The sequence below is a fragment of the Sulfuricaulis sp. genome, from assembly GCF_049587675.1.
GTDB lineage: Bacteria > Pseudomonadota > Gammaproteobacteria > Acidiferrobacterales > Sulfurifustaceae > Sulfuricaulis.
Window position 1 is genome coordinate 1 of sequence record NZ_JBAVEJ010000065.1, and the last position, 25,795, is coordinate 25,795.

Annotated in this window: 22 protein-coding genes and 1 tRNA gene; 13 read left to right on the forward strand and 10 right to left on the reverse strand. The window is 59.5% G+C overall.

Features of this window, described 5'->3' with window-relative positions:
* On the reverse strand, window positions 1-469 hold a 469-nt coding region (locus WB402_RS03335; protein WP_424205499.1), incomplete at its 3' end, for a TSUP family transporter.
* A gap of 57 nt (window positions 470-526) precedes the next feature.
* Between WB402_RS03335 and WB402_RS03340 the strand changes: the two genes are divergently transcribed.
* Window positions 527-1,702, forward strand: a complete 1,176-nt coding sequence (locus WB402_RS03340) for a murein transglycosylase A (protein WP_424205500.1) — start codon at window positions 527-529, stop codon at window positions 1,700-1,702.
* Window positions 1,703-1,722: 20 nt separating this feature from the next.
* Here the strand turns inward: WB402_RS03340 and WB402_RS03345 are convergent, their stop codons facing one another.
* Both WB402_RS03345 and rnd read right to left on the reverse strand, forming a co-directional pair.
* Window positions 1,723-2,580 (reverse strand): hypothetical protein, encoded by an 858-nt coding sequence (locus WB402_RS03345; RefSeq protein WP_424205501.1) that lies wholly within the window; start codon window positions 2,578-2,580, stop codon window positions 1,723-1,725.
* Window positions 2,581-2,586: 6 nt separating this feature from the next.
* Window positions 2,587-3,693 (reverse strand): ribonuclease D, encoded by a 1,107-nt coding sequence (gene rnd / locus WB402_RS03350; protein WP_424205502.1) that lies wholly within the window; start codon window positions 3,691-3,693, stop codon window positions 2,587-2,589.
* A gap of 256 nt (window positions 3,694-3,949) precedes the next feature.
* On the opposite strand from rnd, the gene WB402_RS03355 reads away from it, so the two are divergent.
* The 9 genes from WB402_RS03355 (at window position 3,950) to WB402_RS03395 (ending at window position 13,288) form a co-directional block, all read left to right on the forward strand.
* Complete coding sequence (locus WB402_RS03355; protein WP_424205503.1) at window positions 3,950-4,405, forward strand: hypothetical protein; 456 nt, start codon at window positions 3,950-3,952, stop codon at window positions 4,403-4,405.
* A gap of 19 nt (window positions 4,406-4,424) precedes the next feature.
* Window positions 4,425-4,922, forward strand: coding sequence for a hypothetical protein (locus WB402_RS03360; protein ID WP_424205504.1), 498 nt, complete (start codon window positions 4,425-4,427; stop codon window positions 4,920-4,922).
* A 3-nt stretch (window positions 4,923-4,925) separates the two neighbouring features.
* On the forward strand, window positions 4,926-6,290 hold the full coding sequence (gene mpl / locus WB402_RS03365; protein ID WP_424205505.1) for a UDP-N-acetylmuramate:L-alanyl-gamma-D-glutamyl-meso-diaminopimelate ligase: 1,365 nt from the start codon (window positions 4,926-4,928) through the stop codon (window positions 6,288-6,290).
* Window positions 6,291-6,338: 48 nt separating this feature from the next.
* Window positions 6,339-6,983: a thiol:disulfide interchange protein DsbA/DsbL gene (locus WB402_RS03370; RefSeq protein ID WP_424205506.1), complete on the forward strand. Its 645-nt coding sequence runs from the start codon at window positions 6,339-6,341 to the stop codon at window positions 6,981-6,983.
* Between the two features lie 163 nt (window positions 6,984-7,146).
* Window positions 7,147-10,041 carry a 2-oxoglutarate dehydrogenase E1 component gene (locus WB402_RS03375; protein WP_424205507.1) on the forward strand — a complete coding sequence of 965 codons (2,895 nt, stop codon included), beginning with the start codon at window positions 7,147-7,149 and terminating at the stop codon, window positions 10,039-10,041.
* On the forward strand, window positions 10,038-11,312 hold the full coding sequence (gene odhB, locus WB402_RS03380) for a 2-oxoglutarate dehydrogenase complex dihydrolipoyllysine-residue succinyltransferase (protein ID WP_424205508.1): 1,275 nt from the start codon (window positions 10,038-10,040) through the stop codon (window positions 11,310-11,312). Before WB402_RS03375 ends, odhB begins: the two co-directional genes overlap by 4 nt.
* Before the next feature lie 2 nt (window positions 11,313-11,314).
* Entirely contained in the window at window positions 11,315-12,751 is a 1,437-nt protein-coding gene (gene lpdA / locus WB402_RS03385) for a dihydrolipoyl dehydrogenase (protein WP_424205509.1), read from the forward strand.
* 123 nt (window positions 12,752-12,874) lie between these two features.
* A complete protein-coding gene (locus WB402_RS03390; RefSeq protein ID WP_424205510.1) occupies window positions 12,875-13,102 on the forward strand; it encodes a hypothetical protein in 228 nt (75 codons plus the stop codon).
* 27 nt (window positions 13,103-13,129) lie between these two features.
* Entirely contained in the window at window positions 13,130-13,288 is a 159-nt protein-coding gene (locus WB402_RS03395; RefSeq protein WP_424205511.1) for a hypothetical protein, read from the forward strand.
* Between the two features lie 47 nt (window positions 13,289-13,335).
* On the opposite strand, the gene WB402_RS03400 is transcribed toward WB402_RS03395, so the two are convergent.
* Window positions 13,336-16,728: an EAL domain-containing protein gene (locus WB402_RS03400; RefSeq protein WP_424205512.1), complete on the reverse strand. Its 3,393-nt coding sequence runs from the start codon at window positions 16,726-16,728 to the stop codon at window positions 13,336-13,338.
* 348 nt (window positions 16,729-17,076) lie between these two features.
* A tRNA-Arg gene (locus WB402_RS03405) sits at window positions 17,077-17,153 on the reverse strand.
* 336 nt (window positions 17,154-17,489) lie between these two features.
* Between WB402_RS03405 and WB402_RS03410 the strand changes: the two genes are divergently transcribed.
* From WB402_RS03410 to WB402_RS03420, 3 genes are all read left to right on the forward strand, one after another.
* A complete protein-coding gene (locus tag WB402_RS03410; RefSeq protein ID WP_424205513.1) occupies window positions 17,490-18,014 on the forward strand; it encodes a c-type cytochrome in 525 nt (174 codons plus the stop codon).
* Between the two features lie 626 nt (window positions 18,015-18,640).
* A complete protein-coding gene (locus tag WB402_RS03415; RefSeq protein WP_424205514.1) occupies window positions 18,641-20,275 on the forward strand; it encodes a sensor histidine kinase in 1,635 nt (544 codons plus the stop codon).
* Window positions 20,272-21,696 (forward strand): sigma-54-dependent transcriptional regulator, encoded by a 1,425-nt coding sequence (locus WB402_RS03420; RefSeq protein WP_424205515.1) that lies wholly within the window; start codon window positions 20,272-20,274, stop codon window positions 21,694-21,696. Before WB402_RS03415 ends, WB402_RS03420 begins: the two co-directional genes overlap by 4 nt.
* Window positions 21,697-21,708: 12 nt before the next feature.
* Here WB402_RS03420 and WB402_RS03425 read toward each other — a convergent pair whose 3' ends face one another.
* The 5 genes from WB402_RS03425 to WB402_RS03445 form a co-directional block, all read right to left on the reverse strand.
* Window positions 21,709-22,395 carry a cytochrome b/b6 domain-containing protein gene (locus tag WB402_RS03425; RefSeq protein ID WP_424205520.1) on the reverse strand — a complete coding sequence of 229 codons (687 nt, stop codon included), beginning with the start codon at window positions 22,393-22,395 and terminating at the stop codon, window positions 21,709-21,711.
* Window positions 22,396-22,409: 14 nt separating this feature from the next.
* Window positions 22,410-23,552, reverse strand: coding sequence for a multiheme c-type cytochrome (locus tag WB402_RS03430; protein WP_424205516.1), 1,143 nt, complete (start codon window positions 23,550-23,552; stop codon window positions 22,410-22,412).
* Window positions 23,553-23,574: 22 nt separating this feature from the next.
* Window positions 23,575-24,144: a response regulator gene (locus WB402_RS03435; RefSeq protein ID WP_424205517.1), complete on the reverse strand. Its 570-nt coding sequence runs from the start codon at window positions 24,142-24,144 to the stop codon at window positions 23,575-23,577.
* Window positions 24,145-24,169: 25 nt separating this feature from the next.
* Window positions 24,170-24,598 carry a response regulator gene (locus tag WB402_RS03440; protein WP_424205518.1) on the reverse strand — a complete coding sequence of 143 codons (429 nt, stop codon included), beginning with the start codon at window positions 24,596-24,598 and terminating at the stop codon, window positions 24,170-24,172.
* 313 nt (window positions 24,599-24,911) lie between these two features.
* Window positions 24,912-25,795: YifB family Mg chelatase-like AAA ATPase (locus WB402_RS03445; protein WP_424205519.1), on the reverse strand; the 884-nt coding region annotated here is incomplete at its 5' end.

The window sequence follows — 25,795 nt, forward strand, 5'->3', positions numbered from 1 at the left end:
GGAAAATCCCACCGCCGACGCCGGTTAGTCCCGAGACAAAACCGAGAACCGCGCCCACTGGCAGCGCCATCGCCAAACGCGGCGCGGCGCGCATCGGCGGCTCATGACTGGTTAAAAGAAGGCGCCACGCGGCCACCAGCAGCGTGGCGCCGACGAGGTATTGATACGTGCGGTTGTGCAGTTGCCAGGCGCCGCCGATAAATGCGGTGGGTACCGACCCCAGGGCAAACGGCCAGAACAGGCCGGCGTCGAAAAACCCGGCGCGCCACAGGCGCGCGAATACCAGTCCCGCGACCACGATGTTCATGACCAGCGCCGAGGGTTTCATGAGCGCGGCGGAAACACCGAATAGCGCCATTGCCGCGAGATAGCCGGAGGCGCCGCCGTGGCCGACCGAGGAGTAAAGCGCGGCGGCCGCGGCGATCGCCGCGAGCAGCCACAGGAACAAAGTAGGATCGAGCGCTTCCAAGTATCAGCTTTGTGGCGGGAAGGAGTGGGACGTGCTAGAAATCATGCGATGTTGTCAGTGAGGTATCTTATCCTGATTATTCAGACGAAAAAAACCACCGGCGCGATGTTTTTCGCCGCGGTGAGCTGTCTGCTGACGTCCTGTCTCAGCGCGCCTTCGCGCGCGCCGGGCATCGGCGCGCCGGTACCGTGGTCGGCGCTGCCAGGCTGGCAGGAAGACCGGCTCGCGCAAACGTGGCCGGCGTTGCTCAACAACTGCCAGAAAATGCCAGCGCGCGACTCGCGCTGGCAGGCACTCTGTGCCGACGCCGCGTTGTTCCCCGATCCCGACGATGACACGGCGCGCGCTTTTTTCGAAACACGTTTCATCGCGCATGAAGTGGTCGCCGACAATAGTGCTGGTGACGGTTTGATCACCGGCTACTACGAACCCCTGGTGCACGGCAGCCTGGTGAAAACCGGACGCTTCCGTTACCCGCTGTACGGCCGCCCCGACGATCTCGTAACCGTGGAGCTGGGCGAACTCTATCCCGAACTCAAGGGCAAGCGCCTGCGCGGCCGGCTTGCCGGACAGCGCGTCGTGCCCTATTACAGCCGCGCTGAGATCGGCAAAGGAAAACATCCTTCGCAAGACAACGTGATTGCCTGGGTGGACGATCAGGTGGCGCTGTTCTTTCTCGAGATCCAGGGTTCGGGACGCGTGCAGTTGCCGGACGGCCGGTTGCTGCATGTCGGTTATGCCGACCAGAACGGCTATCCTTACGTCGCGATCGGGCGCACGCTGGTCGAGTCCGGTGCCCTGAAACTGGAGGAAGCGACGATGCCGGCCATCCGCGCCTGGCTCAACGCCAATCCGGACGAGGCGCAAGCGGTACTGAACAGCAATCCCAGTTATGTTTTTTTCACCTTGCGTGAGCCAGATGCCACGGGCCCGGTGGGTGCGCTCAACGTGCCGCTGCTGCCGCAGCGGTCGATCGCAGTGGACCCTAATTACATCCCGCTGGGCAGCCCCGTCTGGCTGGATACCACGCTGCCGGGCAGCGAGCCCCGTCCTTACCGGCAACTCGAGTTCGCGCAGGACACCGGCGGCGCGATCCGCGGCCCGGCGCGCGCCGATCTTTTTCTGGGTTTTGGTGAAACGGCCGAACGCCTTGCCGGCGCCATGCGCAGCCGCGGCAGGCTCTATGTGTTGTTGCCGTCGGCTCGTCAGATGAATCAGGCAAGCGCTGAATAAATTAATCAGAGCTTGGGGGGCTAGGGCGCGCGCGCTGCGGCATCGCAACTGCCGGCGCGCGTGACCGGATAAAGTGCCAATTCACCTTCGACCATCACTGTCTCCGCCATCAGCTGCCCCACCGCCAGGACGTTGTCCCGGCGCGGCGGCGAGTGAAGATCTTCCGGCGCGGAATTGAGCCACAGGCCGTGCACCAGCCCGGCACCGGCATCCTGGCGGGACGGCGGAGCGATCAGCATTGACGACAACCAGGCATGGTCGGCCCGCTTCAGGAAAGCATTCGCGGCGACGACGCCGACGACATAGACCCATGCCTCCGGGGCCGATTGCATGGGGCGGGTGTAGTAATACGTGGCGTTTTTGGACACGGGTTGCCCATCAATCGCCGGGCGGGCGATGGCGATAATTCGAAGCGGCGCGAGGCGCACGTAACCGGAGAAAATCACGCCCGCGGAATTTATTTTCGCCAGCGCGTTCCGGAGTTGCGCGAGCGACGTCGGCGACGAGATGCGCCATTGTTGTTCACTCTCGATCCCGAGTGGGACGAAAATGAAACCGTTCGACTGAAAGTAACGGTTGCTGACGGTGTCGTAATATCTAGGCGAACGGTTGTTGGTGTTGCGTATCCATGCGCTCCCGTCCACCGCCACCGCGTCTCCCAGACCTTCCCAGCCGCCGACCGCGGCGGAACCCAGGCCGACGCGAATTTTCTGCGCATCGAAATATATTTCCTTCAGCGCGTCTGGCACCCGTGCCTGCGCACGCGCGGACATGTCGCCGATCACGCAGGGATTTACCGGGCGCCACCACGGCGGCCCGAAAATGATGACGGTGACTACGCCGAGACCGATCAGAATGGCGAGTTTTTTCGCCGCCATCTGAAGTCAGGGAGCGGTCGCCGGGTTTGACCGGTCGCCGCACATACGCAGGATCTCCTCGCCGATCAGCGCGCGTCGCCAGCCACGCGCGAGCGCGCCGGACCGGTCGCCGGCGATCAGCTTGAGCAGTTCGCGGCGCGGGGCCAGCAAGGTTGCGCTGATCTTCATCTGTTCGGCGATTGCGCGCACCCGTGCCTGCAACCGTTCGTACAAGGCCTGCTGCTGGCGGTCGAGACGCTGTGGTTCCACCCACAGCTGCTCAGGCGCGGATGCCTGGCCGCGGCGGATGGCTTCCAGAACGTCATTGCCCCATTTACGCGATGGGGCCCCGCCCATGCCGGCGATGCGGCCGAGTGCCTCCACGGTCGGCGGAGCCGCCAGGGCGGTTTCCATCAACGCGGCATCGGATGCCACCCAGCCGCGCGGCAGGTTGTGCTGTTGCGCAGTAATTTCGCGCCACGCGGCGAGTTCGCGTAATACCATTTGTCCCGCCGGCGGCAAATGGTGTCCCTGCTTTAGGCGCCGGAATGCCTCGCGCGGGGCATTGTGGTAAAGCGCTGGGTCGGTGAGCGCCGCGCACTCTTCGGCGAGCCAGTCGGTCCTGCCTAGCGCATCGAGCTTTTCCCCGAGGCACCGATACACGTCGCGCAGGTATCGCACATCGTCTTCGGCATAGTGCAGCTGATCCGGCGGCAGCGGACGCGCTTCCCAGTCGGCGCGCGTATGCAGCTTGGGGAGCTTGTGACCGGTGATGGATTCCACCAGCGCGCCGTAGCCGATCTGGTCATCGTAACCACAGAGTGAGGCGGCGATCTGGGTGTCGAAGACAGGTAGGGGCGGTGCGCCGCGGATATCGGCAAACACTTCCAGATCCTGGCGCGCGGAGTGGATGACCTTGAGCACGCGCGGCGCATAGATCACCTCGAGCAGCGGCTCGATGGTCGGCATCGACAGGGGGTCGATGCAGGCGATGGCATCCGGCGTGGCTACTTGCACGAGACACAGGCGCGCATAATATGACCGCGTGCGCATGAATTCGGTATCCAGCGCCAGCCACGGGACGTCGCGCAGCTGTTTACACAGCGGCGCGAGCAAGGTTGGTTCTTGAATCAACGGCTCCGGCGGAAAAGCAGACCTATTCGCTTCGCTCATTTGTTCAGTCATCTAAGGAAGCCCTACTCGCTAGCGCTCGTTCGTCTTGCCATATTATGAGAAGACCTACTCCGCTGCGCTCCGTTCGTTCTGTCATAAGACGGCAAAGCCCGACTTCGTAATGGTGCGTTTGATTGGTCATAATCATGAAGTGTATGCATTTCCCGGGAGACTCCCAACATCGGGCAAGAGGCGGCTTTTGGTTTATGATTAGGCCATGAGCCGGCGAGGGTATCAGGCGTGCAGCAGGAAATCAGCGTGGATCGCCGGCACCTTGTTCATGGTTGTCCTCGCTGGCTGTGAACCGTTCTGGAAAACGCCGGAAAGCCGCGCGCTGGATTTCGCCGAGGCCCTGGTGACCATGCCTCCGGACATGCAAAAATTGCATGATATCGCCTATCTCGCCCCCGACCGTAATCCTGAAGACCTGCTCGATGGCTTGTCCGCTCGGGTGGCCTTGGATTTTCTGCGCGCCAAGCAGACTCACGGTGTGGCATTGAAGTTTGCTCTCGGCGAGACGAGGCATATCGATGTTTTGCGACGCGCGGTCTCGGTCCGTGTCAGCTGGCTGCAGCCGGGGACGCCCGCGAACAGCGAAGTTCGGATGCAGATTCAGATCGAGAAAGACGCTCAAGGCCGCTGGTGCATCACGCGCGTCACGGGCGATAATTGAAAGTCGATATGTCGAATTCATGCCGCTGAAAATATACCTGGGTATCTGTCTGCTGCGCGCCAATCCGCAGGATCTGCCGACGTCCAACCGCTTGATGCTGGCAGCGCTCGTCGCCTATGGACTGGCCGACGTCATCGGTGTGCTCGATATATTGCCGCTCGACAGTGCCGTCCTAGCCGCCGTCGTGGACACGCTGCTGCTGATCGTGGCGACGCATGTGGCGCTACACTGGCGTAACGCGGTAAACCGGTTTCCTCAGACACTCTCGGCCCTGGCTGGCTGTGGCGCCCTGCTCTCGTTGCTGGCCTGGGCGGCCGCCGGGCTGACCCGCGAATGGTTGCCGCCGCCGTGGGTATGGGCGCCCTTTCTTCTGTGGTATACCTTGGTCTTCGGCCACATCCTGCGTAATGCGCTCTCCCTGGCTATGCCGGCAGGCGTGGTGGTGAGTCTACTGTATATAATCCTGTCCATGGGCGTGACCGGCTTGTTCGTCAACCCTGCACCAGTGGCAAATTAATCAATGCATATTCATATTCTGGGTATCGGCGGAACTTTCATGGGTGGTTTGGCGTTGCTCGCGCGCGACCTGGGCCATGAAGTCACCGGCTCGGACGCCAAGATCTATCCGCCCATGAGCACGCAGCTCGAAGCCCAGGGCATACGGCTGATGGAAGGCTATGAGCCGGCGCATCTCGACAGTGCCAAGACCGACCTCGTGATCATCGGTAATGCGCTGTCGCGCGGCAATACGCTGGTGGAGGCGGTGCTCGATCGCGGCTTGCGCTATACCTCCGGCGCGCAGTGGCTCGCCGAGAACGTTTTGCCGGGACGCTGGGTGCTGGCCGTCGCTGGCACGCATGGAAAAACCACCACCGCTGGCATGCTCGCCTGGATTTTGGAGCATGCCAAGTTAAAGCCCGGTTTTCTGATCGGCGGCGTGCCGGAGAACTTTGGCGTCTCGGCGCGTCTCGGCGCCGAGCCCTTCTTCGTCATCGAGGCGGATGAATACGACACGGCGTTTTTCGACAAGCGCTCGAAATTTATCCATTACCGCCCGCGCACTGCGATTCTGAACAACCTGGAATTCGATCATGCCGATATTTTTCCCGACCTGGCCGCGATCGTGCGCCAGTTCCACTACTTCGTGCGCACCGTGCCGGGTTCGGGCCTGCTGGTGGTGAACGCGCAGGACAAAAACCTGTCAGAGATGCTGACAATGGGTTGCTGGACCGGCGTGGAGCATTTCGGCGCGGAGGATGGCTGGCAGGCCGTCCCGCGCAACCCCGAGGCCAGCCAGTTCCAGGTGTTGTTTAAAGGACAGAACCATGGCGAGGTCGTGTGGGAGCTGCTCGGGAGCCATAACACAGCCAATGCGCTCGCGGCTATCGCCGCCGCACGCCACGCCGGGGTACCGGTCAAGACGGCACTGGCGGCGCTGGCGAAATTCCGCAATGTCAAACGCCGGCTGGAAGTGCGCGGTGCGGTGCGTGGCATCACCGTGTATGACGATTTCGCGCATCATCCGACGGCGATTGCCGCGACGCTTCAGGCGTTGCGCGCGCGGGTGGGCAACCAGCGCATTCTGGCGGTATTGGAATTGCGCTCCAACACCATGCGCATGGGAGTGCACCGCGATACGCTGGCCGGCTCGTTCGTGCAGGCTGACAAGGTGCTGATGCTCAAACCCGCCGACCTCAACTGGAACCTGGACCGGGTGACGGGCGCGCTGAAGGGACGCGGACAGGCTTATGCGACGGTGGAAGAGATCATCGTGACGCTGGCCAGGGAGACGCAACCGAATGATCACGTGTTGATCATGAGCAATGGCGGCTTCGATAATATCCACGCGCGGCTGCTCGAGCGTTTGCAGTCCCGGATTGCGTAGCCGCCCCGGATTTTTTACGCTTACATATCGATCTTACGGAGAAATGAAATGCGACGACTGATGGGTGGATGCTTGGCGATGCTGATGCTGTTTCCGATCCTGGCCCGGGCCGAATTCACGGAAGGCCGGCAGTACATGCAAGTGCCGTTTCCGACGCCGGTCGAGACCGGGAACAAGATCGAGGTGCGCGAGCTTTTCTGGTACGGCTGTTCGCACTGTTATGCGCTGGAACCGGGACTCTTGCGCTGGCTCAAGAAGCTGCCCGCGAACGCCCAGTTCGTGCGCACGCCCGCCACCGCCGCGCCGCACTGGCAGATCCATGCTCAGGCCTATTACACGTTCGAAGCGCTGGGTGCGATGGGAAAACTGCATGATGCTTTCTTCAAGGCGGCGCAGGAACAGCCGGGCGTTGTCGCTGATGAAAAAGGCATTACTGACTTTGCCGCGCGCCACGGCATCGACCGCCAGAAATTCACAGAGGCTTTCAATTCCTTCGGCGTGCGCCTGAAGCTCGAGAAGGCCAAACAGGTCAACCAGGACCTCAACATCAACTCCGTGCCCACGCTGGTGGTGGATGGAAAATATCTCACCAGCGCCGCCATGGCCGGCGGCGAAGAGCCCCTGTTCAAGCTGCTGGATCAGCTGATCAGCAAGGCCGCCAAGGAACGCAACAAGAAGGCCGCCAAACCCTGATATTCCGGGGCCGTGGCTGGGGGTTGTCCGTCCCGCTATCCGCCCATCATTTTCAGGGGATTCAGCTTTTCATTGCGTGCCATGGTAACGGCCGGGGCGGCCAGACCTGCTAAGATAGATTTGAACATGCGGCACCTCCGGTTGCCCCGCCATTCCCGCTGCCATGGATAGAAAGCGAACGAACCCTACCGCCGAGGACAACAGCCTGAACGCCCTGTGGCGTTCTTCGCCGCTCGCATCGGGCAACGCTGCGTACCTCGAGGATCTCTACGAACAGTTTCTGAGCGACTCCGCCTCCGTGGCGCCCGCCTGGCGCCGCTACTTCGAAGCCCTGCCGCGCGTGGACGGTGTAGCACAGGACATTCCGCACTCCGGGATTCGCGATGAATTCCGTCGTCTCGCGCACCAAACGCATCCCGCGGCCCCGCAGCGCCCATCGCAAGCCGCGGAGCCGATTGAGTCGGCGCACAAGCAGGTCAAGGTACTGCAGCTGATAAACGCGTACCGTTTTCGCGCGCATCAGGTTGCCCGACTCGATCCGCTCGGGCTCCGTGAGGCGCCCAACATCCCTGAACTCGATCTGCGTCACTACGGTCTCAGCGAGGCCGATCTCGAAACGGTGTTTGAAACCGGATCTCTGGTCGGGCCGCGTCAGGCCAGCCTGCGCGAAATTCTTGCCCAATTGCGTGCCACCTATGCCGGCACCATCGGCGCCGAATACATGCACATCACCGATACCTCTGAAAAGCGCTGGGTGCAGAGCAGCCTTGAGAGTGTGCATGGGGTGCCGGACTATCCGCCCGAGGTGCGGCGCAACCTGCTCGGACGACTGACGGCGGCCGAAGGGCTGGAGCACTATCTGCACACCAAGTACGTGGGGCAGAAACGGTTTTCACTGGAGGGAGCCGAAAGCCTGATTCCCATGCTGGATGAACTGATCCAGCGCGCCGGTGGCTTGGGCACGAAGGAAATCATCATCGGCATGGCGCATCGCGGACGGCTGAACGTACTCGTCAATATCCTGGGCAAAAGTCCGGCGGATCTGTTTCGCGAATTCGAAGGCAAGGTACAGCACAGCGGCACGGGCGACGTGAAATACCATCAAGGCTTCTCCTCCGATGTGGGCACCGCCGGTGGACCCGTGCACGTGGCGCTTGCTTTCAATCCCTCGCATCTCGAAATCGTCGGGCCGGTGGTGCAGGGCTCGGTGCGCGCGCGCCAGGAACGGCGTCGCGACCGGCTCGGAAACCGGGTGTTGCCCGTCGTGATTCACGGCGACGCCGCGTTTGCCGGCCAGGGCGTGGTGATGGAGACGTTCAACATGTCGCAGTCGCGCGGCTACTCGACCAAGGGCACGGTGCACATTGTGCTCAACAACCAGATCGGATTCACCACCAGCCATCAGCAGGACGCGCGCTCGACGCTCTATTGCAGCGATATTGCCAAGGTTGTCGGCGCGCCGATCTTTCATGTGAACGGCGACGACCCCGAAGCGGTGCTGTTCGTTACCCAGATCGCTTTCGACTATCGCATGACGTTCCATAAGGACGTGGTGATCGATCTTTACTGTTATCGTCGCCACGGTCATTCCGAGGCCGACGAGCCGACCGTGACACAGCCACTCATGTACCAGCGCATCCGCGCGTTGCCGACCACGCTCGCGCTTTACGCGCAGCGCCTGGCGCAAGCGCGGATCGCCACCGCCGACGAGGCCGCGGAAGTCGGGCGGGAATATCAGCAGCAACTGGAATCCGGCGTCTGCGCCGCGCCGCGAATCCTGCCGCGGGAAAAGGCGGAATACGCCTACAGTACGGACTGGAGCCCGTACGTGGCCGGGCGCTGTGAGCCCGGCACCGACACGCGCGTGACCCTCGACACGGTCCGCGGCCTTACCGAGCAGATGTTGCACATTCCGGAAGGTCTGGAGCTTCACCCCCAGGTCACCAAGATCTACGAGGCGCGGCGCAAGATGGCCGCCGGCGCGCTGCCAGTGGACTGGGGCTTCGCCGAAAACCTCGCCTACGCGACACTGCTCAAGGACGGTTACGGTGTGCGACTTTCGGGACAGGATTCGGGGCGCGGCACGTTTTTTCACCGCCATGCGGTGGTATACAACCAGAAGGATGGCACGGGCTATTTGCCGCTGCGCAATCTTTACGAAGGTCAACCGCGCTTCATCGTCATCAACTCGCCGCTCTCGGAAGAAGCCGTGCTCGCCTTCGAGTACGGCTATGCCACGGCCGATCCCAAAACACTCACCATCTGGGAGGCCCAGTTCGGCGATTTCGCCAACAACGCGCAGGTGGTGATCGACCAGTTCATCAGCTCGGGCGAACAGAAATGGAACCGCTTATGCGGCCTCACGCTGTTCCTGCCGCACGGCTACGAAGGCCAGGGCCCGGAACATTCCTCGGGGCGGCTCGAACGCTACCTCCAGCTGTGCGCCCAGCAGAATATGTTCGTGTGCGTGCCGACGACGCCGGCGCAGTTTTTTCATCTGTTGCGCCGCCAGATGCTGTGGTCGTGCCGCAAGCCGCTGGTGGTCATGACGCCGAAAAGCCTGCTGCGCCACCGGCTTTCGGTGAGCAGCCTCGAGGATTTGACACTCGGTCGCTTCCGGCCGGTGTTGTTCGAGACCGAGGCGCTTGAAGATGCCGCCGTGAAGGAGATCGTCCTGTGCAGTGGCAAGGTCTATTATGATCTTGTCGAGCGGCGGCAGAAACTGGGACGACGCGACGTCGCGATACTGCGAATTGAACAGCTCTATCCGTTTCCGGAGGAGGAATTGAAGCAGGCATTTCAGCGTTATCCCGCCGCGCGCCGTTTCATCTGGTGCCAGGAAGAGACACGCAACAAGGGCGCCTGGTACCAGACCCAGCATCGCCTGTGGCGCTCGATCCCGAAGGGTGCGACGCTCGAATACACCGGCCGGCCGACATCCGCGGCGCCGGCCGTGGGCAGCTATCCGTTGCACATCAGCCAGCTGAACGAGCTGCTCGATCAAGCTCTGGGACCGGTGGCAAGTGATTCGGCGCAAGGAGAGGATGGAAAACGATGAGCACGAACATCACGGTTCCGGTTTTTCCGGAATCAGTGACCGAAGGAACGATCCTGACCTGGCACAAACAACCGGGTGAGTTGGTTGCGCGCGGCGAGCTGCTCGCCGAGGTCGAGACCGACAAGGTGGTTTTCGAAGTCCCGGCGCCCGTGGACGGCGTACTGACCGAGATCACCATGCCGGCCGGTACCACCGTAAAATCCGGCGAGGTGGTGGGACGTTTGGATAAATCCGCCACGATGATCCCGAAACCGTCACCGGTCGCGAGCGAGCCCATCCCGAAAGCGGCGATTGTCATGCCCGCCGCGAAACGATTAATGGACGAACACGGACTGGATGCGCGCCAGCTGTCAGGCAGTGGCAAGGGCGGGCGTGTACTCAAGGAAGACGTACAAAAGCAGCTCGACATGACAATTTTGCCTGAGACAAAATTGGATGCACGCAGCGCCCCCGCGGTGCGCTCGCCAGGGATGACGCGCATCAACGACCCCACGCCGATGGCAACCAAGCCGAAACCGGAGTCCGCCGTAACGGCGAAGCCCCCCAAGTTACAGTCTGTGGAGGCTGGTGACCGCCCCGAGCGGCGCGTGCCCATGACGCGGCTGCGCGCGCGCGTCGCCGAACGGCTGGTCGAAGCGCAGCGTACGGCGGCGATTCTCACGACGTTCAACGAGGTGAACATGCAGCCGGTGATGGAGCTGCGCGCGCGCCATCGCGAGCGCTTCGAGCAGGAACACGGTGTGCGTCTCGGTTTCATGTCGTTTTTCGTGAAGGCCGCGATCGAGGCGCTGCGGCATTTTCCCGAGGTCAACGCTTCGATCGACGGCCACGACATCGTTTACCACGGCTTCTACGACATTGGCATCGCGGTCGGCACTCCGCGCGGGCTGGTGGTGCCGGTGCTGCGCGATGCCGACCGGCTTACGATGGCCGAGATCGAATCGCGCATACGCGACTTCGGCGAACGCGCGCAGAACGGGCGGCTGACGCTCGAGGAAATAACCGGCGGTACGTTCACGATCACCAACGGCGGGGTGTTCGGTTCGCTGCTGTCCACGCCGATCCTGAACCCGCCGCAGGCCGCGATCCTCGGCATGCACAAGATCCAGGAACGACCGGTGGCGGAAAAGGGCCAGGTCGTGGTCCGGCCGATCATGTATCTCGCGCTGTCCTACGATCACCGCCTGATCGACGGGCGCGAGGCGGTGCAGTTTCTGGTGATGATCAAGGAACTGCTGGAAGACCCGGCGCGGTTGCTGCTGGAAGTGTGACCATGAGCGAGCGTTTCGATGTGGTGGTGATCGGCGCCGGGCCGGCGGGCTACACGGCGGCGATCCGGGCGGCCCAGCTCGGCCTGAAGGTGGCCTGCGTGGACGATTGGCGCGACACCCAGGGCGGTCCGGTCCTCGGCGGCACCTGCCTCAACGCCGGCTGCATTCCCTCCAAGGCGCTGCTGGAGACCTCCGAGCTTTATCTCCTGGCGCGCGATCACGGCCCCGCGCACGGCCTCAGGTTCAAGGAACTCTCTCTCGACCTAACGGCCATGATGGCGCACAAGGACAAGGTGGTGTCCGAGCTCACGCGCGGCATCGCCACGTTGTTCAAGGCCAACGGCGTGACCTGGATTCCGGGACACGGAAAACTCCTGGCGAAGAATATCGTGGAAGTTTCGGGCCAGTCGGCGCAACAACTGCAGGCCGAGCACGTGATTCTGGCCAGCGGTTCGACGCCGGTGAACCTCAAGAGCGCTCCATTCGACGGACAGCGCATTGTGGATTCGCAGAGTGCGCTGGCGTTCAAGGACGTGCCGCAGCGTCTCGGCGTCATCGGCGCCGGTGTCGTCGGGCTCGAACTTGGCAGTGTGTGGCGCCGTCTCGGCGCGGAGGTGGTGCTGCTCGAGGCGCAGGAGAATTTCCTTTCCATGGCCGATGAACAGGTCGCGCGCGAGGCCCTCAAGCAGTTCACCGCCGAGGGGCTCGACATCCGTCTCGGCGCGCGTGTGCTCCACAGCCAGGTAGAAAAGAATGCGGTGACGGTACGCTATCAGGACAAAGACGGCGAAAACGAGGAAAGCGTGGAGCGTCTCATCGTTGCCGTCGGACGGCGACCCAACACCGACGGGCTGTTCGCCGCGGAAACCGGGCTGCTGCTCGACGAGTGGGGTTTCGTGCACGTGGATGAACACTGCCGCACGAATCTTCCCAATATCTATGCCGTCGGTGACGTGGTGCGCGGTCCGATGCTCGCGCACAAAGGCATGGATGAAGGCGTCATGGTTGCCGAGCGTATCGCCGGACACAGCACCACGGTGAATTACGACCTGGTCCCTTCGGTCATCTACACCCAGCCCGAGATCGCCTGGGTGGGGAAGACCGAGCAGACGCTGAAAAGCACGGGCGAGTCCTATCGGGCGGGAGTCTTTCCATTCGCCGCGAACGGCCGCGCCAAGGCCATGGGCGAGGCGTCCGGGTTCGTCAAGATACTGGCCGACGCACGCACCGACCGAGTGCGCGGCGTGCACATGGTCGGACCGGTGTGCTCCGAGCTGATCGCCGCCGCGGGACTGGCCATGTCTTTCGGCGCGTCCAGCGAGGACATCATGCTCACGATGTTCGCCCACCCGACGCTTTCAGAAGCTTTTCACGAGTCGGCGCTGGCCGTCGCCGGCCGTGCCATTCATCTCGCACAACCGAGGCATCCGAAAACGTGAACGCCGCCGCTGGACAGCTGGCTTTGAATGGACGCAGGGTAATAACAGCATGAGTGCGATTCGCCGCCGAGTGGCCGACCGCACGAATCAGCGGTTCAGCGCGTGTCGGGAGGAAGCGGGGTGTTGAATCTGAGCCCGCTCTTTCTCGCCAAAGTGTTGGTCGCGGCGGTGATCATCGGGGTGGCCGCGGAGGTTGCCAAGCGCAATCCGTTCTGGGGCGCAGTGATCATTGCGTTGCCGCTTACTTCAATCCTCGCCATGGGCTGGCTCTATGCTGATACGCGCAACGAAATGCTGGTGACGAAGTTTGCGCGCGACAATTTCGTCTGGAGCGAAATTGGGCGCACGTAGTGCGCCCGAAGGGCGAGCCACAGGGATGTGGCGAGTCACATTTTCGTGGTCGTGCCGGTATCGCTGGTGTTTTTTGTGCCGTTTCTGCTCGAAACCAATACCCGTCTCGGTTTCATCGCCAATATGTGCATCGGTCTGGCATTGCTTGCCGTTGGCGTGTGGGTGCTGCGCCGGTTAATTCACTGACCGGCGATGCGTTACCGCAGGAAATAACGCGGGCTAGCCGCCAGGCATCAACGACGACGGTATCGCTTGGTGCTCGGACGCTTCAGATGACGCGTTTGTTTTTTGCGGCTTTTTTGCGCTGTTTTCTGGATGTTGCACTTTTCGTGCTGGATAAGCTGCCAGTCATGCAGCAGTTCGGTGAAGGGTTCCACCGCGAGCGGTTTGCTGCAGAAGTAGCCCTGGCTGATGTCGCAGCCCTGGTCACGCAGGTACCCGAGTTGTTGGCTGGTTTCGACACCCTCGGCGATGACCTTGATGCCGAGCGTGTGGGCCATGACGATGATGGCGCGCACGATGCCCGCGCCGTAGCGGTCGTGGGCGATGTCCTTCACAAAGCTGCGATCGATTTTCAGGAAATCGATCGGGAAACGCCTGAGGTAACTCAGCGACGAATAGCCGGTGCCGAAGTCGTCCAGGGAGAACAACACGCCCAACGCCTTCAGTTCATTCAGGATCTTCTCCACCGCCTCCATATCATGCATCAGCAGGCTTTCGGTCAGCTCGAGATCGAGATACTGGGGTTCCAGGCCGGTGTCCCTGAGAGCCCGTTTGACGACATCCGCGAAATTTTTTTGCTGCAGTTGCTTGCTCGAGAGATTCACCGCCACGTGCAGGGAAGGGAAACCGGTAGCGTGCCAGACCTTGATCTGGGCACAGGCGGTGCGCAGCACCCACTCGCCGATGGATACGATCAATCCGGTTTCTTCGGCGAGCGGGATGAATTCCATCGGCGGAATCAGGCCGTATTCCGGGTGCTGCCAACGCAACAGCGCCTCCATGCCCACGATGAGCCCGCTTTGCATGTTCACCAGCGGCTGATAGTGCAGCACGAATTCCTCGTGCTCCAGCGCACTCCGCATGCCGGTCTCCAGTTCCAGCTGGCGTGCGGCACGGGCATTGAGTTCCGCGGTGTAGAACTGGAAATTGTTCCGCCCCAGCGACTTGGCGTGGTACATGGCAGTGTCCGCGTTTTTCAGCAGGTTCTCGGTGTTGTTGTCGTCGAAGGGGTAGAGCGTGATGCCGATGGAGGGTGACGCGAACAGGTCGCGCCCGGCGATGCGGAACGGCGCAATGAACTGGTCGAGGATTTTCTGCGCCACGCGCGCCACGTCGTCCACGTCTGCCACATTGGCGAGCACGATGGTGAACTCGTCGCCCCCGAGGCGCGAGATGATATCGCCGGGACGCACGCTGGCCTTGAGGCGCTCGGCCACGTTCTTGAGCAACGCGTCGCCCACATCGTGCCCCAGAGTGTCGTTGATGTTCTTGAAGCGGTCGAGATCGAGAAACATGACCGCCACCAGCCGGTCGCGGGCATCCGCCTCGGCCATGGCCCAGCTCAGGCGTTCGTTGAGCAGCTGGCGGTTGGGCAGACTGGTCAGGGAATCGTAATATGCGAGGTAGCTCAGGCGCTCTTCAGTGCGCTTGCGTTCGGTGATGTCCTGGATGATGGCTACGAACACCGGCGGGTGCTCGCTTCGCGAAAGGTGCAGGCGCACTTCCACCGGGTAGGTGCTGCCGTCCTTGCGACGGTGTGTCGTGACGAACGCCACCTGTTCCTCCTGGCCGTTTCGCAATGGAGCCAGAAGCGCCTCGAAGCTGTCCCGGGTGAGTTCCGGTTTCAGGTCGAGCGGGGTGAGTGCTTTCAATTCCTCCATCGTGTTATCCAGGTTGCGTTGCGCCCCCTGGTTGACCTGGATAAAGCGCAGAGTGTCCGCGTCGAATACGTAAATCTCGTTAGATGAACCATCGAGAATCCGGCCTAAGCGGGAGAGCATGTCCTCCGCCCTTTTGCGCTCCGTAACATCCAGCAGGACGAACAAAAGGGTTTCGACATCTCCGCCGCCGCCTTTCAGTGGGTGCAGGGTCCAGTCCCAGTAAGTCACGCCCCATTCGGGATGGTCCGGAAACTCAAACGGCTTCGACAAGATCGTGAATGGCTCACCGGTTTGCACCACATGCCGGAAAATGGCCTCGTTTCCCTCGTGCGGGTACAAGTGAAAATGGTTTTTTCCCGGGAAGTATTCGGGTGGAAAACCGCAAGTTTTGGCATAAGCCTGGTTCACGCGGATGAAATTGAAGTCCCGGTCGAGGTAAACCAGGCAGAAATGCGCGCTGTCAAAAATCCGTTCCAAGATTTCGTTGTTCTCGCGCAATGTCTTTTCCGCCCACTTGCGCTCGGTAATGTCCTCGGAGATACCCAGCAGATAAAGCGGATTTCCGGTTTCATCCAAGATCGGGATTTTTTTGGTGTGCAGGAGGCGCACGCCTTTGTGCTTGGTGTGAATCGTCTCTTCGGGAATGTCGTGCAGCACGTTCTTGCTCAGGACATCCCTGTCCTTGGCGGCGAAAAAGTCCGCCTCTTCCTTGGGGAAGAAGTCGTGATCATTTTTGCCCAGCATCTCGTCACGGGAGTAGCCGAGCAATTCCTCGGCAGCCTTGTTGAAGCGTACGAAGCGCAGCTCTTGCGCGTCCTTGACGAACAGCATGTTGGGTAAGTTTTCGATTATGGAATTGAGAAAGACCTGCATGCGACGGCTTTCCTGTTCCAATTTCATGCGCTCAGTGATGTCCTTGCCGGTGGAGACGAAATGGGTGATGCGCCCGGCGCCGTCCTTGAGCGGCGTGATGGTTTTTTCCTCGTGGTATAACGAGCCGTCCTTTCTGCGATTGATCAACCGTTCTTGAAAAACCTCGCCGCGGGAAATGGTGCTCCAGAGTCGTTCGTAGAACGGCTTGTCATGCTTGCCGGACTTGACGATGCTGGATTTCTTTCCGACCGCTTCTGCTCGCGTGTATCCCGTGATCGCTTCATAGGCCGGGTTGATGTACTGGATGATGCCGTCTTGGTCGGTGACCACCACAGTATCCGCCGTCTGCTCGACAATGCTGGAGAACTTGCGCTCCCCAGCCTCCGTTTGCATGCGATCGAGTTCCGCCGCAGCACGCGCGGAAAAAATCTTGAGCATGGACTTAGCCGGTTCTTCGCTGGGCATGGACCGGCTGTGCATTACCGCGAGCAGCCCAAGTGGTTGCTGGACCGAGCCGAACAGGGGATGGCCGATGTAGCTCTCGATTCCCATCTCCACCAGCATGCGGTTTTCGGGGAACAGGCTCTGAACATCGCGGGGGTAGTGGCAGGGTTCCCGGCCCACCACGTTTTCGCATGGACTGCCGTGGAGATGGTAGCTGAAGTTCTCCACGATTTTGCCGCGGACGCACACGGCCATGACATGGATGCGATTGGGGTCTTCGGCACCCAGCCGACCGATAAAAGCGAAATCTACTTCCAGCATCCGGCACAAAGCCGCCGCCAAGCCGCGGAAGAATTCTTCTCCGCTCGCCGTCGAAATCACCTGGGCGATCTCGCGCAATATGATGTCGCTTGAATCTGGGCTCATGTGCGCCTTACTGTTACCTAACTGGCTACGCTGCAGCGTACGGTACCGGGCTCCGCCGTCTTCGGCGGTCATGTGGAATTGACCACGGCACAGATCCCGGTTTCTTGCTTTGTGTAACCCTGTTCCAGTGGCTTTCCCCTATGGATTTGTATACGTATTTTGTATACGTCTACAGGCAAACTTTAGACCAGTTTCGTGTGGTTCCACATGTGCAAAAAGTGATCGGTTTCAAGGTATTGGGAACCCGCCAGATTTAGGGGAATAACAACGTTGAACTTGGTCGGAGCTTTGAATAACTTCGAGGAACCCGATATAAAACAAAAGCCCCGCAAGGGGGCTTTTTTTATATGGCGCGCCCTAGAGGATTCGAACCTCTGACCTTCAGCGTCGGAGGCTGACGCTCTATCCAGCTGAGCTAAGGGCGCGTAATGGACAATAGTAACACTCGGAATCTCAGCCATCGAAATACTTCGCTCCAGCCGTTGACCATCGTTGTCGTGCACAGCGCCATTCCTGGTGCCGGACTTCCACGAAATCCCCATCTTGCCTGAAGAATTGCGGGCGCATGGCGCTTGATCTTGGTCATTTTCAGGCTGGAACGGATCAGCAAGAATATCTGTTGAAATAAACAGCGTCCATGCAGTGTTTTTCGAGGGTGTTTTTTCAAAGTGAATATTAGGTTATACTAATACAGCAAATTCAGGGTTCCGCCACTCGGCGGGCAGAGTGAAACTTCAACATAGAAATGGGTAGGGTAAACAATGACTGATCGTGCATTTCTGAAATCATTCGCGGGTCTGATCGTCGCGCTGGTGGCGTTGACGGTTGTCCTTTTCGTCGTTGCGCAAATCATCGGCGGCAAGACGTCGAAGACCGTCGAAAACACGGCCGATGCCAAGGCGGTCGCCGAACGCATCAAGCCGGTCGGCGAACTGACTGTCGGCGCGGTTCAAGCGGAGAAGGTGGCCACCACCTCTTCGAATGCAGTGATGGACGCCATCATTCCTTCCGCGAATGCCGCGGGGGCGGATGACAACAAGGGCAAGAAGCTTTATGACACCACCTGCATGGCCTGCCACGCCGCCGGTGTCGCCGGCGCGCCGAAGCTGGGTGACAAGGCTGCTTGGGCACCACGTATCGCGCAGGGTATGGATACTCTGCATACCCACGCGCTTAAGGGCTTCCAGGGCAAGGCTGGTATGATGCCCCCCAAGGGCGGCAACATGAGCGCCAAGGATGAAGATGTGAAGGCGGCCGTCGATTACATGGTGTCGCAGAGCAAGTAAGTCTGTTTTTTTTCAGTAATAAAAAAGCGGCCGGAAGGCCGCTTTTTTATTTGCCCCTTTCATCGCTACGCTTCCCTGCTTCGCTCGACAAATTCACTCGCCGCGACATAGCCTGCGGGACCTTTGTACCGTTTCCGAATGCGAGACATCGATATTGTCGCCACCAGAGGACCGACGATCTTGGGTCAGCTGTATGACTTCGCCGGCGATAGGTTGCCCAAATCCGGCTGAAACATGAAACTGGTCAGCACCTAAATTGAAACCGCCGGGGCACGCAACAGTGTAAGAATAAACACATAGGTCTGACGCTCTCGGAGCATGGAATACCCTGATAACGTTGGATGGCGCATTACCAGGAGTCGACATTTTTTACTTAAGGAACCGACGGTTGGCATGATACTGCTGCGTCAGTCACGCACAATCCCCCGGGCTTCCTTCCCAAGCAGATCGCGAAAAACGATTGAACTCATGCGGTTCTGGATCCCGCTGCGTCCTCTGTTGCATTGACGCACTATCGGTTGCGCGCTAGATTGACACGGTAAACAGGCATTGAAACTTTTCTACATCTCTTTGGCGCGACCGATATTTCTCTCCGTTCCGCAGCGAAGAGAGAGCGGTGAAGAATAATGCGTCCGAAAACCCTCAAGTTCAAAGTCGGGGTTTATGTGGCGACCACCCTGACAGTCGCGATGCTTGTATTCACCCTGCTGGTCGTCCGCTACCAGCGGACAGAACTCCTCCAGGAAGCAGTCAGGCACGTCAACCAACTCTCCGAAATGCTCATCAAGAGCACCCGTTTCGCCATGCTTCAGAATCAGCCTGCTTATGTAAAGAGCATAATTCAGGATGTGAGCAAACAGACAGGAATTGCCAAGGTCAGAGTACTGAACAAGGACGGCAAAATTATTCACTCGACCTACCTGCCTGAACTCGGGCTGAAAGTGGACCGGAAAGCCGAAGGCTGTTCCCAATGCCACGAAAGCGAAAAACCGCTGGAACAGCTTCCCATGCGCAACAAGGACCGGGTTTTCAATGCTCCGGAAGGTGGACGCCTGCTAGGCAATATGGCCGTTATCCGCAATGAGCCGTCGTGCTATACCGCCGCCTGCCATGAGCACAAGCAAAATCAGTCGGTCCTCGGCATTCTGGATATCGTCTATTCGCTCGACGAGATCGATCAGACCACACGGAAGAATACGGTCACCATTGTTATCTTTTCCCTGGGATTCATCATCTTTGCATCGATCTTCGTAAGCGTTTTTGTGCGTCGCTTTGTTTATACGCCGCTGCGTGACCTGGAAGCCGGGGCCAAGCGGCTCTCCTCGGGAAATTTGGAACAACTGATCCCGGTGCGGAGCGAAGACGAGTTCGGCCAGTTGGCGACCTCATTTAACGCCATGACAGTGGCCCTCAAGAATTCCCAGGTGGAGTTGCAGGAGTGGGGCCGCACGTTGGAACAGAAGGTGCAAGAAAGAACCAAGCAGCTCCGCATCGCGCAGGCCGAGACCGCGCGCGGGGAAAAACTGGCCTCCGTTGGGCTGCTCGCCGCCGGCATTGCACATGAGCTCAATAATCCGTTGACCGGCATCCTCACCTTCTCGCACTTTATCCGGAAAAAGATGCCGGACGGAAGCCAGGAGGCGGAAGACCTGGACCTCATCATCCGGGAGACCAAACGATGCGCCGCCATTATCCGACGGCTGCTCGACTTCGCCCGTGAAAAGGCCCAGGAAAAGAAATACGCCGACATCAACCGACTCATTGAAGTCACGGAGCGTCTGATCGAATGGCCGGCACATCTGAGCGACATTGCAATCAGCATGGACCTCGACCCTGATCTGCCGCCGGTCTGGGTCGACGAGGATCTGATAAGTCAGGTCATCTTGAACATGCTCACCAACGCCCAACACGCCATCACGGAAAAGGGCAAAATCACCATTCGCAGCCGACGTTGCCTGAAGGCGAGCAGCACTGAACCGAACGCCGAGCCAGTGCCCATGGTGGAAATCTCGATCATCGATACTGGCTGCGGCATTCCGGAGGAAAACCTTCAGCGGATTTTCGATCCGTTCTTCACTACCAAGGAAGTAGGCAAAGGCACGGGACTGGGGCTATCCATCAGCTATGGCATCGTTACGGCCCACGGCGGAACGATCGAAGTGGAAAGCAGAGTCGGCACGGGTACCACCTTCCGGATCTATCTGCCTATCGAACCCCGCCCTGACGATGCGGCGAAAAAAATTAATGAGGAAGCTCAATGAGCCGCAAGATACTGATCGTTGACGACGAGGAAATCGTCCTTAAAAGTTGCCTTCGCATTCTCGGCGATGGCGACTATGAGGTGGAGGCTGTCCAGGACGGCCTGGAGGCGCTGCGAAAAATCGAAGCAAGTAGTTACGATATACTTATCCTGGATATCATGATGCCGAAGATCGACGGCCTGGAAGTGCTCCAACGAGTGAAGGAGATGCATCCGGACATCGACATTATCATGATCACCGGACTGTCCCAGATCAAGACCGCCGTGCGGGCCATGAAGCTCGGGGCTTTCGACTACTTGCCCAAACCCTTCGATCCGGACGAACTCAAGCTCGTGGTGCAACGGGCGATCGAGCGGCGGCAAGTGCTGAAGGAGAGCCTCGATCCAAAAAGCACAGCGAGTTTCAAGTACCGCTTCGAGAATATTATTGGCTCAAGCCCACAGATGCAGAGCGTTTATCGCCTGATTGCGAACTGCGCTCCCACCAATAGCACCATCTTGCTCGTTGGGGAGAGCGGTACCGGCAAGGAACTGATCGCCCGTGCCATCCACTTCAACAGCCTGCGGAAGGACAAGCCTTTTGTCGCGATCGACTGTAACTCGCTGAGCGAAAATCTTCTGGAAAGCGAGATGTTCGGGCACATTAAAGGCGCGTTCACCGGCGCGATGGCCAATAAGAAAGGCATGTTTGAGATGGCGGACACCGGCACGCTCTTCCTCGATGAAATCGGGAACATCTCTCTCTCGACCCAGGCCAAGCTCCTGCGGGTTATCCAGGAACGGGAATTCAGGGCGGTAGGTGACACCCACACCAAGAGTGCCAACTTCAGGCTGATCGTTGCCACAAACAAAGATCTCAAGGCGATGGTTGCCGCGGGAACGTTTCGTGAGGATCTTTTCTATCGCATTAACATCTTTCCCATCGAGATACCGCCCCTGAGAGAGCGCTGCGACGACATTCCCGCCTTGGCTTTCCACTTCCTCAACATCTTCAGCAAGGACGCCGGAAAAAAAGTGACGGAGTTTTCCGAGGGAGCCATGAGCCTGCTGGCGAATTATGACTGGCCGGGGAATGTGCGGGAACTCGAGAATGCCGTGCAACGCTCGGTGATCCTCTCCACCGACAACGTCATTCGTGAGGCGCACTTGATGAATATCATCGAGACCTTGCCACGGGCCGATCTCGATGTTCCCAGAACCGGCGATGAACTCAAGCGCATAAAGAAAACGGCGCGGGAGAAGTCGGTTGAAAATATCGAAAAGCAGTTCGTGCTCGAGGCGCTCAAACGCAACGCCTGGAACGTCACCAAGAGCGCCGAGGAAACCGGCATGCAGCGCGCCAACTTTCAGGCGCTAATGAAGAAGTACAGTATCCGGATACGGGGAACGGAACACGACCCGGACGAATCAGGCGCCTCTTGACCAACGCCTGGGTCAAGCGACTCTCGATCCCCGCCCTTTTATGGGTTGTTGAATTCCGCCTTCGCTCGTTACGGGCATCGTGTCCTCTATTTCCTCATATCCGGTAAACATCGCCTTGATGTGCGCTGTCGGTGTCCGGCCCAGCGTCGTCAGGTAAGGATGAATGAAAATAAACGCGGCGAAGACAATAAAGGTCAGCACATGCACCGTATCCACCACGCGCACCCCACCGAATAATTCCACCATTCCGGAAAACCTTTGCACATCCCATAACAGAATCCCGGTGAAAAACTGAATCGGAAACAGCAGCAGCATGATGACCTGGTAGGACATGCTCTGCACCGCATTGAACTTTTTGTAAACACTGACATGATGCGGATTGGGATCTCCCTTGAATATGCCGTAGCCGTAATACGCAAGCTGGCGGAAGCTGGCGCGGAAATGCTTCATCGGGCTTAATTCCGGGTGATAGACCTTGATCTTGTCCGTAAAGAGATAAAATGAAAACCAGAGCAAGAAGTTGGCGATGAGAACAAAACCGATCAAGTTGTGGAGGTTGACGGCAATCCTGAACGACATCAGGTCGATTTGTCCGACGTATCTGATCTGAACACCGGTGATGATCATCGCCACGAAACCGCCGGCGTTAAGCCAGTGCCAGATCCTGACCGGGAGTGGATGAACGTATAATCTTTTCATTTTTCCCCCCTCAATTACTTGGGCTTGGAGCGGTCGTCGGGAGTAGACGGGGTTTGATTCTGCGGCTGTCCCGAACCACCCTGTCCCTTGCCCCGTTTCAGGTATTTCCTGACCAGCCATTTCGTTGTCATGTGCCCGATCGGCACGGTGATACCGCCGATCACGGCGAAAAACAACAGAGTATCCAGCAGCTTGATCCGGGTGGCGCCGATGGCGTAAAACCCGCCGACCGAATCGATGGAAACGGTCGAATTCAAAACCTCTTTATGAGCGTCGTAGCGCAACAGCCTGCCATCAGGCCTGGCGATGGAAATCGTAACGCTCTGGAACGGGTCGGAGCCTTTACTATGACAGCGCTCGCAGTTCCGGATCGCCTTGCTTTTGTCGGCCAGCTGGTGCGACTCGACGCCGGTGCTGACTTCCAGACGGCCGCGCAGGATCGTTTTGCCCTCCCCTCCGTCGCGGTTGAATTCTTTTAGCAGGCTTTGCAACGCCAGCGCATTCAAACCCTTGCCCTCGACATCGACGGCGCGCGCGCGGTTTTCGAACTGCGGTACGCCTTCTTTTTCTCTGATCCGCTTCTGTGTCGCGCTGTCGTAAAGCCTGAGGTCAACCTTGCGCTGTGCCGCCGGCGCGTGGCAGGCCGGACACGACACCGCTTCAAAGTGCAGCCTGGCATTCGGCAGCCACTTTTGGTGAACAAGCAGTACGTCCTTGTGGCAACCCAGGCAAGTATCTTTCAGCTGGTTCTCGGTGGCCGCGGCCGTCACATCGTGGGCGCGGTGGCAGTCGGGGCAGCCCAGGACATGGGCGTCTTTGTCATCCTTTTCGCTGACCTGGACCCGGCTGTGTACGCTGGCGGCAAAAGCATCGAAGATCTCGTCATGACATTTGCTGCAAGGCTTTCCGGTGGCCGTGTTATAAGGAGGTTTGTCGCGCTCCCTGTGTGTGGTGTGACAATTGGTGCAAGCCGGAGCCTCCGCGTCCCCCTGTCGCCGCAGGGAAGCATGAATGCCGCCGTCGTATTGAGCGAACTCCTCGTCGTGACAGCGCAGGCATTTGTTGTCGGCCTCTGAAAGCGTGATCTCCGCCGCGCGAACAGGCATGCCCGCGATGATCAACAGCAGCAACGCCGCAACAACCGTACCGTGTTTCATCGTACTGCGCCTGCGTGCCAAGCTAGAGCTTGAACAACGCCTTGGTCCCGATCCAGGCCAGCATGCCGAGACCGACAAAGGGCAGCGCTACCACATAGACGAAACCGATGATGGGTGAAGCGATGAACAGGGCGACGTTCTTGGCGAACAGCGCGATGCCATTCAGACCGTGCTCGGTTTCCGGCGTCGTTGCCTTCGCTGCCGGTTCCGTTGCCGCTGCACCTTTTTCGAGCAGCGCCTTGTGCGCGCTGTCTTCGATCATGTCCGGCGTCAATGGCTTGCGCAGGAAAGCGGATACCCCGGCTTCCCCGGCCCGCTTTTCATTGGCATCCGTGCCATAACCGGTGACGATCACTACCGGCAGCCACGGCTGGCTCGCCTTGATCCGCTCGGCGACTTCCAGTCCGCTCATCCCGGGCATCTTGATGTCGGTGAACACCACATCATAATTCTCGTCCTTGAGTTTGCGCAGCGCCTCTTCGCCATTGCTGGCAGTGATCACGGCGTAACCCTTGCCCGACAACACCCGGTCGAAACTCTGGCCGATAACCGGATCATCGTCTACGACTAGAACTCTAGGTAATGTATTCATGGCTTGCTCCTTATCTAACTTCATTTCAGTGCGTAATACCGTTACTCCCGTTCTGATTGGTCCGCTCCCGGTGCAGCGCCCACTTCTTCTGCGTCATGGCATCATTGGCGGCGTTGATTACATCATCCGGACCCACTGGCTTGGCCAGGTAATCATAGGCGCCTAACCGCACCGCTTCCTTGGCGGTCTCGATGGAGGGGTAGCCGGTGATGATCACCACCTCGGTCTCCGGCCATTTATCCTTGATCGCCTTGAGCACTTCCATGCCATCCAGGCCAGGCATGCGCAGATCGAGCAGAACCACATCGAATGCTTTCTCCTTTATCGCTCGTAGCGCCTCGTTCCCGTTCCATGCGCTTTCAACCTTACACTGGGCGTTGGCGAGTGAACGCAGATAACTGAGCCGCACTACTTCGTCATCGTCTACGACCAGGATTTTGATGTCTGTGTTCACTTGATTCCCTCGTCTGTCCTTCGTTTCTAACTCTACTAAAGGCATTAATCATGCCAGCAGTCGCGAAGACAGCGTTTCGTTATGATGATTAAACAGTTATGCCATTTACCGGGCGCCACCTAACTGGTTCCGCACCCCTTCGAAGTATATTTTTCTTGTGCACTACCGCCGGCGGAAACAGACAGTGTTATTTGTATTCAGCGAGATATGAAAAGCGCGTGAAGTATTATTTTTTTGTACACCCACGATCTTCTATTCCTGCATAAAAAAGCGGCCCGGCGGCCGCTTGTTTGTTCATAAAGAATTCTACGCTTCAGGAATACACGGTGGCACGATCGAGGCAGCGGTATTGCACGGCCTCCGCCACATGCGCCGGACGGATCATCTCCTCCGCCGCCAGGTCGGCGATGGTGCGCGCCACCTTGAGCACGCGATGATACGCGCGCGCGGAAAAACCCAGCCGGTCAATTGCCTGCTCGAGCAACCGCCGTCCGGCTTCATCCAACCGGCAGGTTTCCTCGATCTGTTTGTTGTTGAGCGTCGCATTGGCGCAGCCGCTGCGCTGGATCTGCCGTGCGCGCGTCGTTTCCACGCGCTCCTGCACTTGCGCGGACGATTCTCCGGCGCGCGCCGTTTGATCCAGCAGCAACTCCCGCGGCACCGGCGGCACCTCGATGTGCATGTCGATGCGGTCGAGTAATGGACCGGAAATCCGGGCGCGATATTGACTCACTTTGTCCGGTGTGCACCGGCAGCGCCCGGATGGGTCGCCGTAGTAGCCGCAGGGACAGGGATTCATGGCTGCGACCAACTGGAACCGGGCGGGAAATTCTGCCTGCCGCGCGGCGCGTGAAATGGTGATGGCGCCCGACTCCAGCGGCTCACGCAGCACCTCGAGCACGCGCCGATCGAATTCCGGCAGCTCATCCAGAAACAGCACGCCATGATGGGCGAGTGAAATTTCGCCCGGCCGTGGATGACTGCCGCCGCCCACGAGCGCCACACCGGAGGCGGTGTGATGCGGCGCGCGAAACGGCCGCCGCTTCCATTGGCTCAGGGAAAATTTTTTATGCAGGGACTGGATGGCGGCGGCCTCCAGCGCTTCATCGTCCCCCAGGCGCGGGAGAATCCCGGGCAGGCGCGAGGCCAGCATGGTTTTGCCCGCGCCCGGCGGGCCGATCATCAGCAGGCTGTGGC

Coding starts and splice junctions, on each gene's coding strand:
- WB402_RS03345 (WP_424205501.1), bottom strand. CDS start 2,580: ATGGCGGCGAAAAAACTCGCCATTCTGATCGGTCTCGGCGTAGTCACC.
- WB402_RS03355 (WP_424205503.1), top strand. CDS start 3,950: ATGAGCCGGCGAGGGTATCAGGCGTGCAGCAGGAAATCAGCGTGGATC.
- WB402_RS03360 (WP_424205504.1), top strand. CDS start 4,425: ATGCCGCTGAAAATATACCTGGGTATCTGTCTGCTGCGCGCCAATCCG.
- mpl (WP_424205505.1), top strand. CDS start 4,926: ATGCATATTCATATTCTGGGTATCGGCGGAACTTTCATGGGTGGTTTG.
- WB402_RS03370 (WP_424205506.1), top strand. CDS start 6,339: ATGCGACGACTGATGGGTGGATGCTTGGCGATGCTGATGCTGTTTCCG.
- WB402_RS03375 (WP_424205507.1), top strand. CDS start 7,147: ATGGATAGAAAGCGAACGAACCCTACCGCCGAGGACAACAGCCTGAAC.
- odhB (WP_424205508.1), top strand. CDS start 10,038: ATGAGCACGAACATCACGGTTCCGGTTTTTCCGGAATCAGTGACCGAA.
- lpdA (WP_424205509.1), top strand. CDS start 11,315: ATGAGCGAGCGTTTCGATGTGGTGGTGATCGGCGCCGGGCCGGCGGGC.
- WB402_RS03400 (WP_424205512.1), bottom strand. CDS start 16,728: ATGAGCCCAGATTCAAGCGACATCATATTGCGCGAGATCGCCCAGGTG.
- WB402_RS03410 (WP_424205513.1), top strand. CDS start 17,490: ATGACTGATCGTGCATTTCTGAAATCATTCGCGGGTCTGATCGTCGCG.
- WB402_RS03415 (WP_424205514.1), top strand. CDS start 18,641: ATGCGTCCGAAAACCCTCAAGTTCAAAGTCGGGGTTTATGTGGCGACC.
- WB402_RS03420 (WP_424205515.1), top strand. CDS start 20,272: ATGAGCCGCAAGATACTGATCGTTGACGACGAGGAAATCGTCCTTAAA.
- WB402_RS03425 (WP_424205520.1), bottom strand. CDS start 22,395: ATGAAAAGATTATACGTTCATCCACTCCCGGTCAGGATCTGGCACTGG.
- WB402_RS03430 (WP_424205516.1), bottom strand. CDS start 23,552: ATGAAACACGGTACGGTTGTTGCGGCGTTGCTGCTGTTGATCATCGCG.
- WB402_RS03435 (WP_424205517.1), bottom strand. CDS start 24,144: ATGAATACATTACCTAGAGTTCTAGTCGTAGACGATGATCCGGTTATC.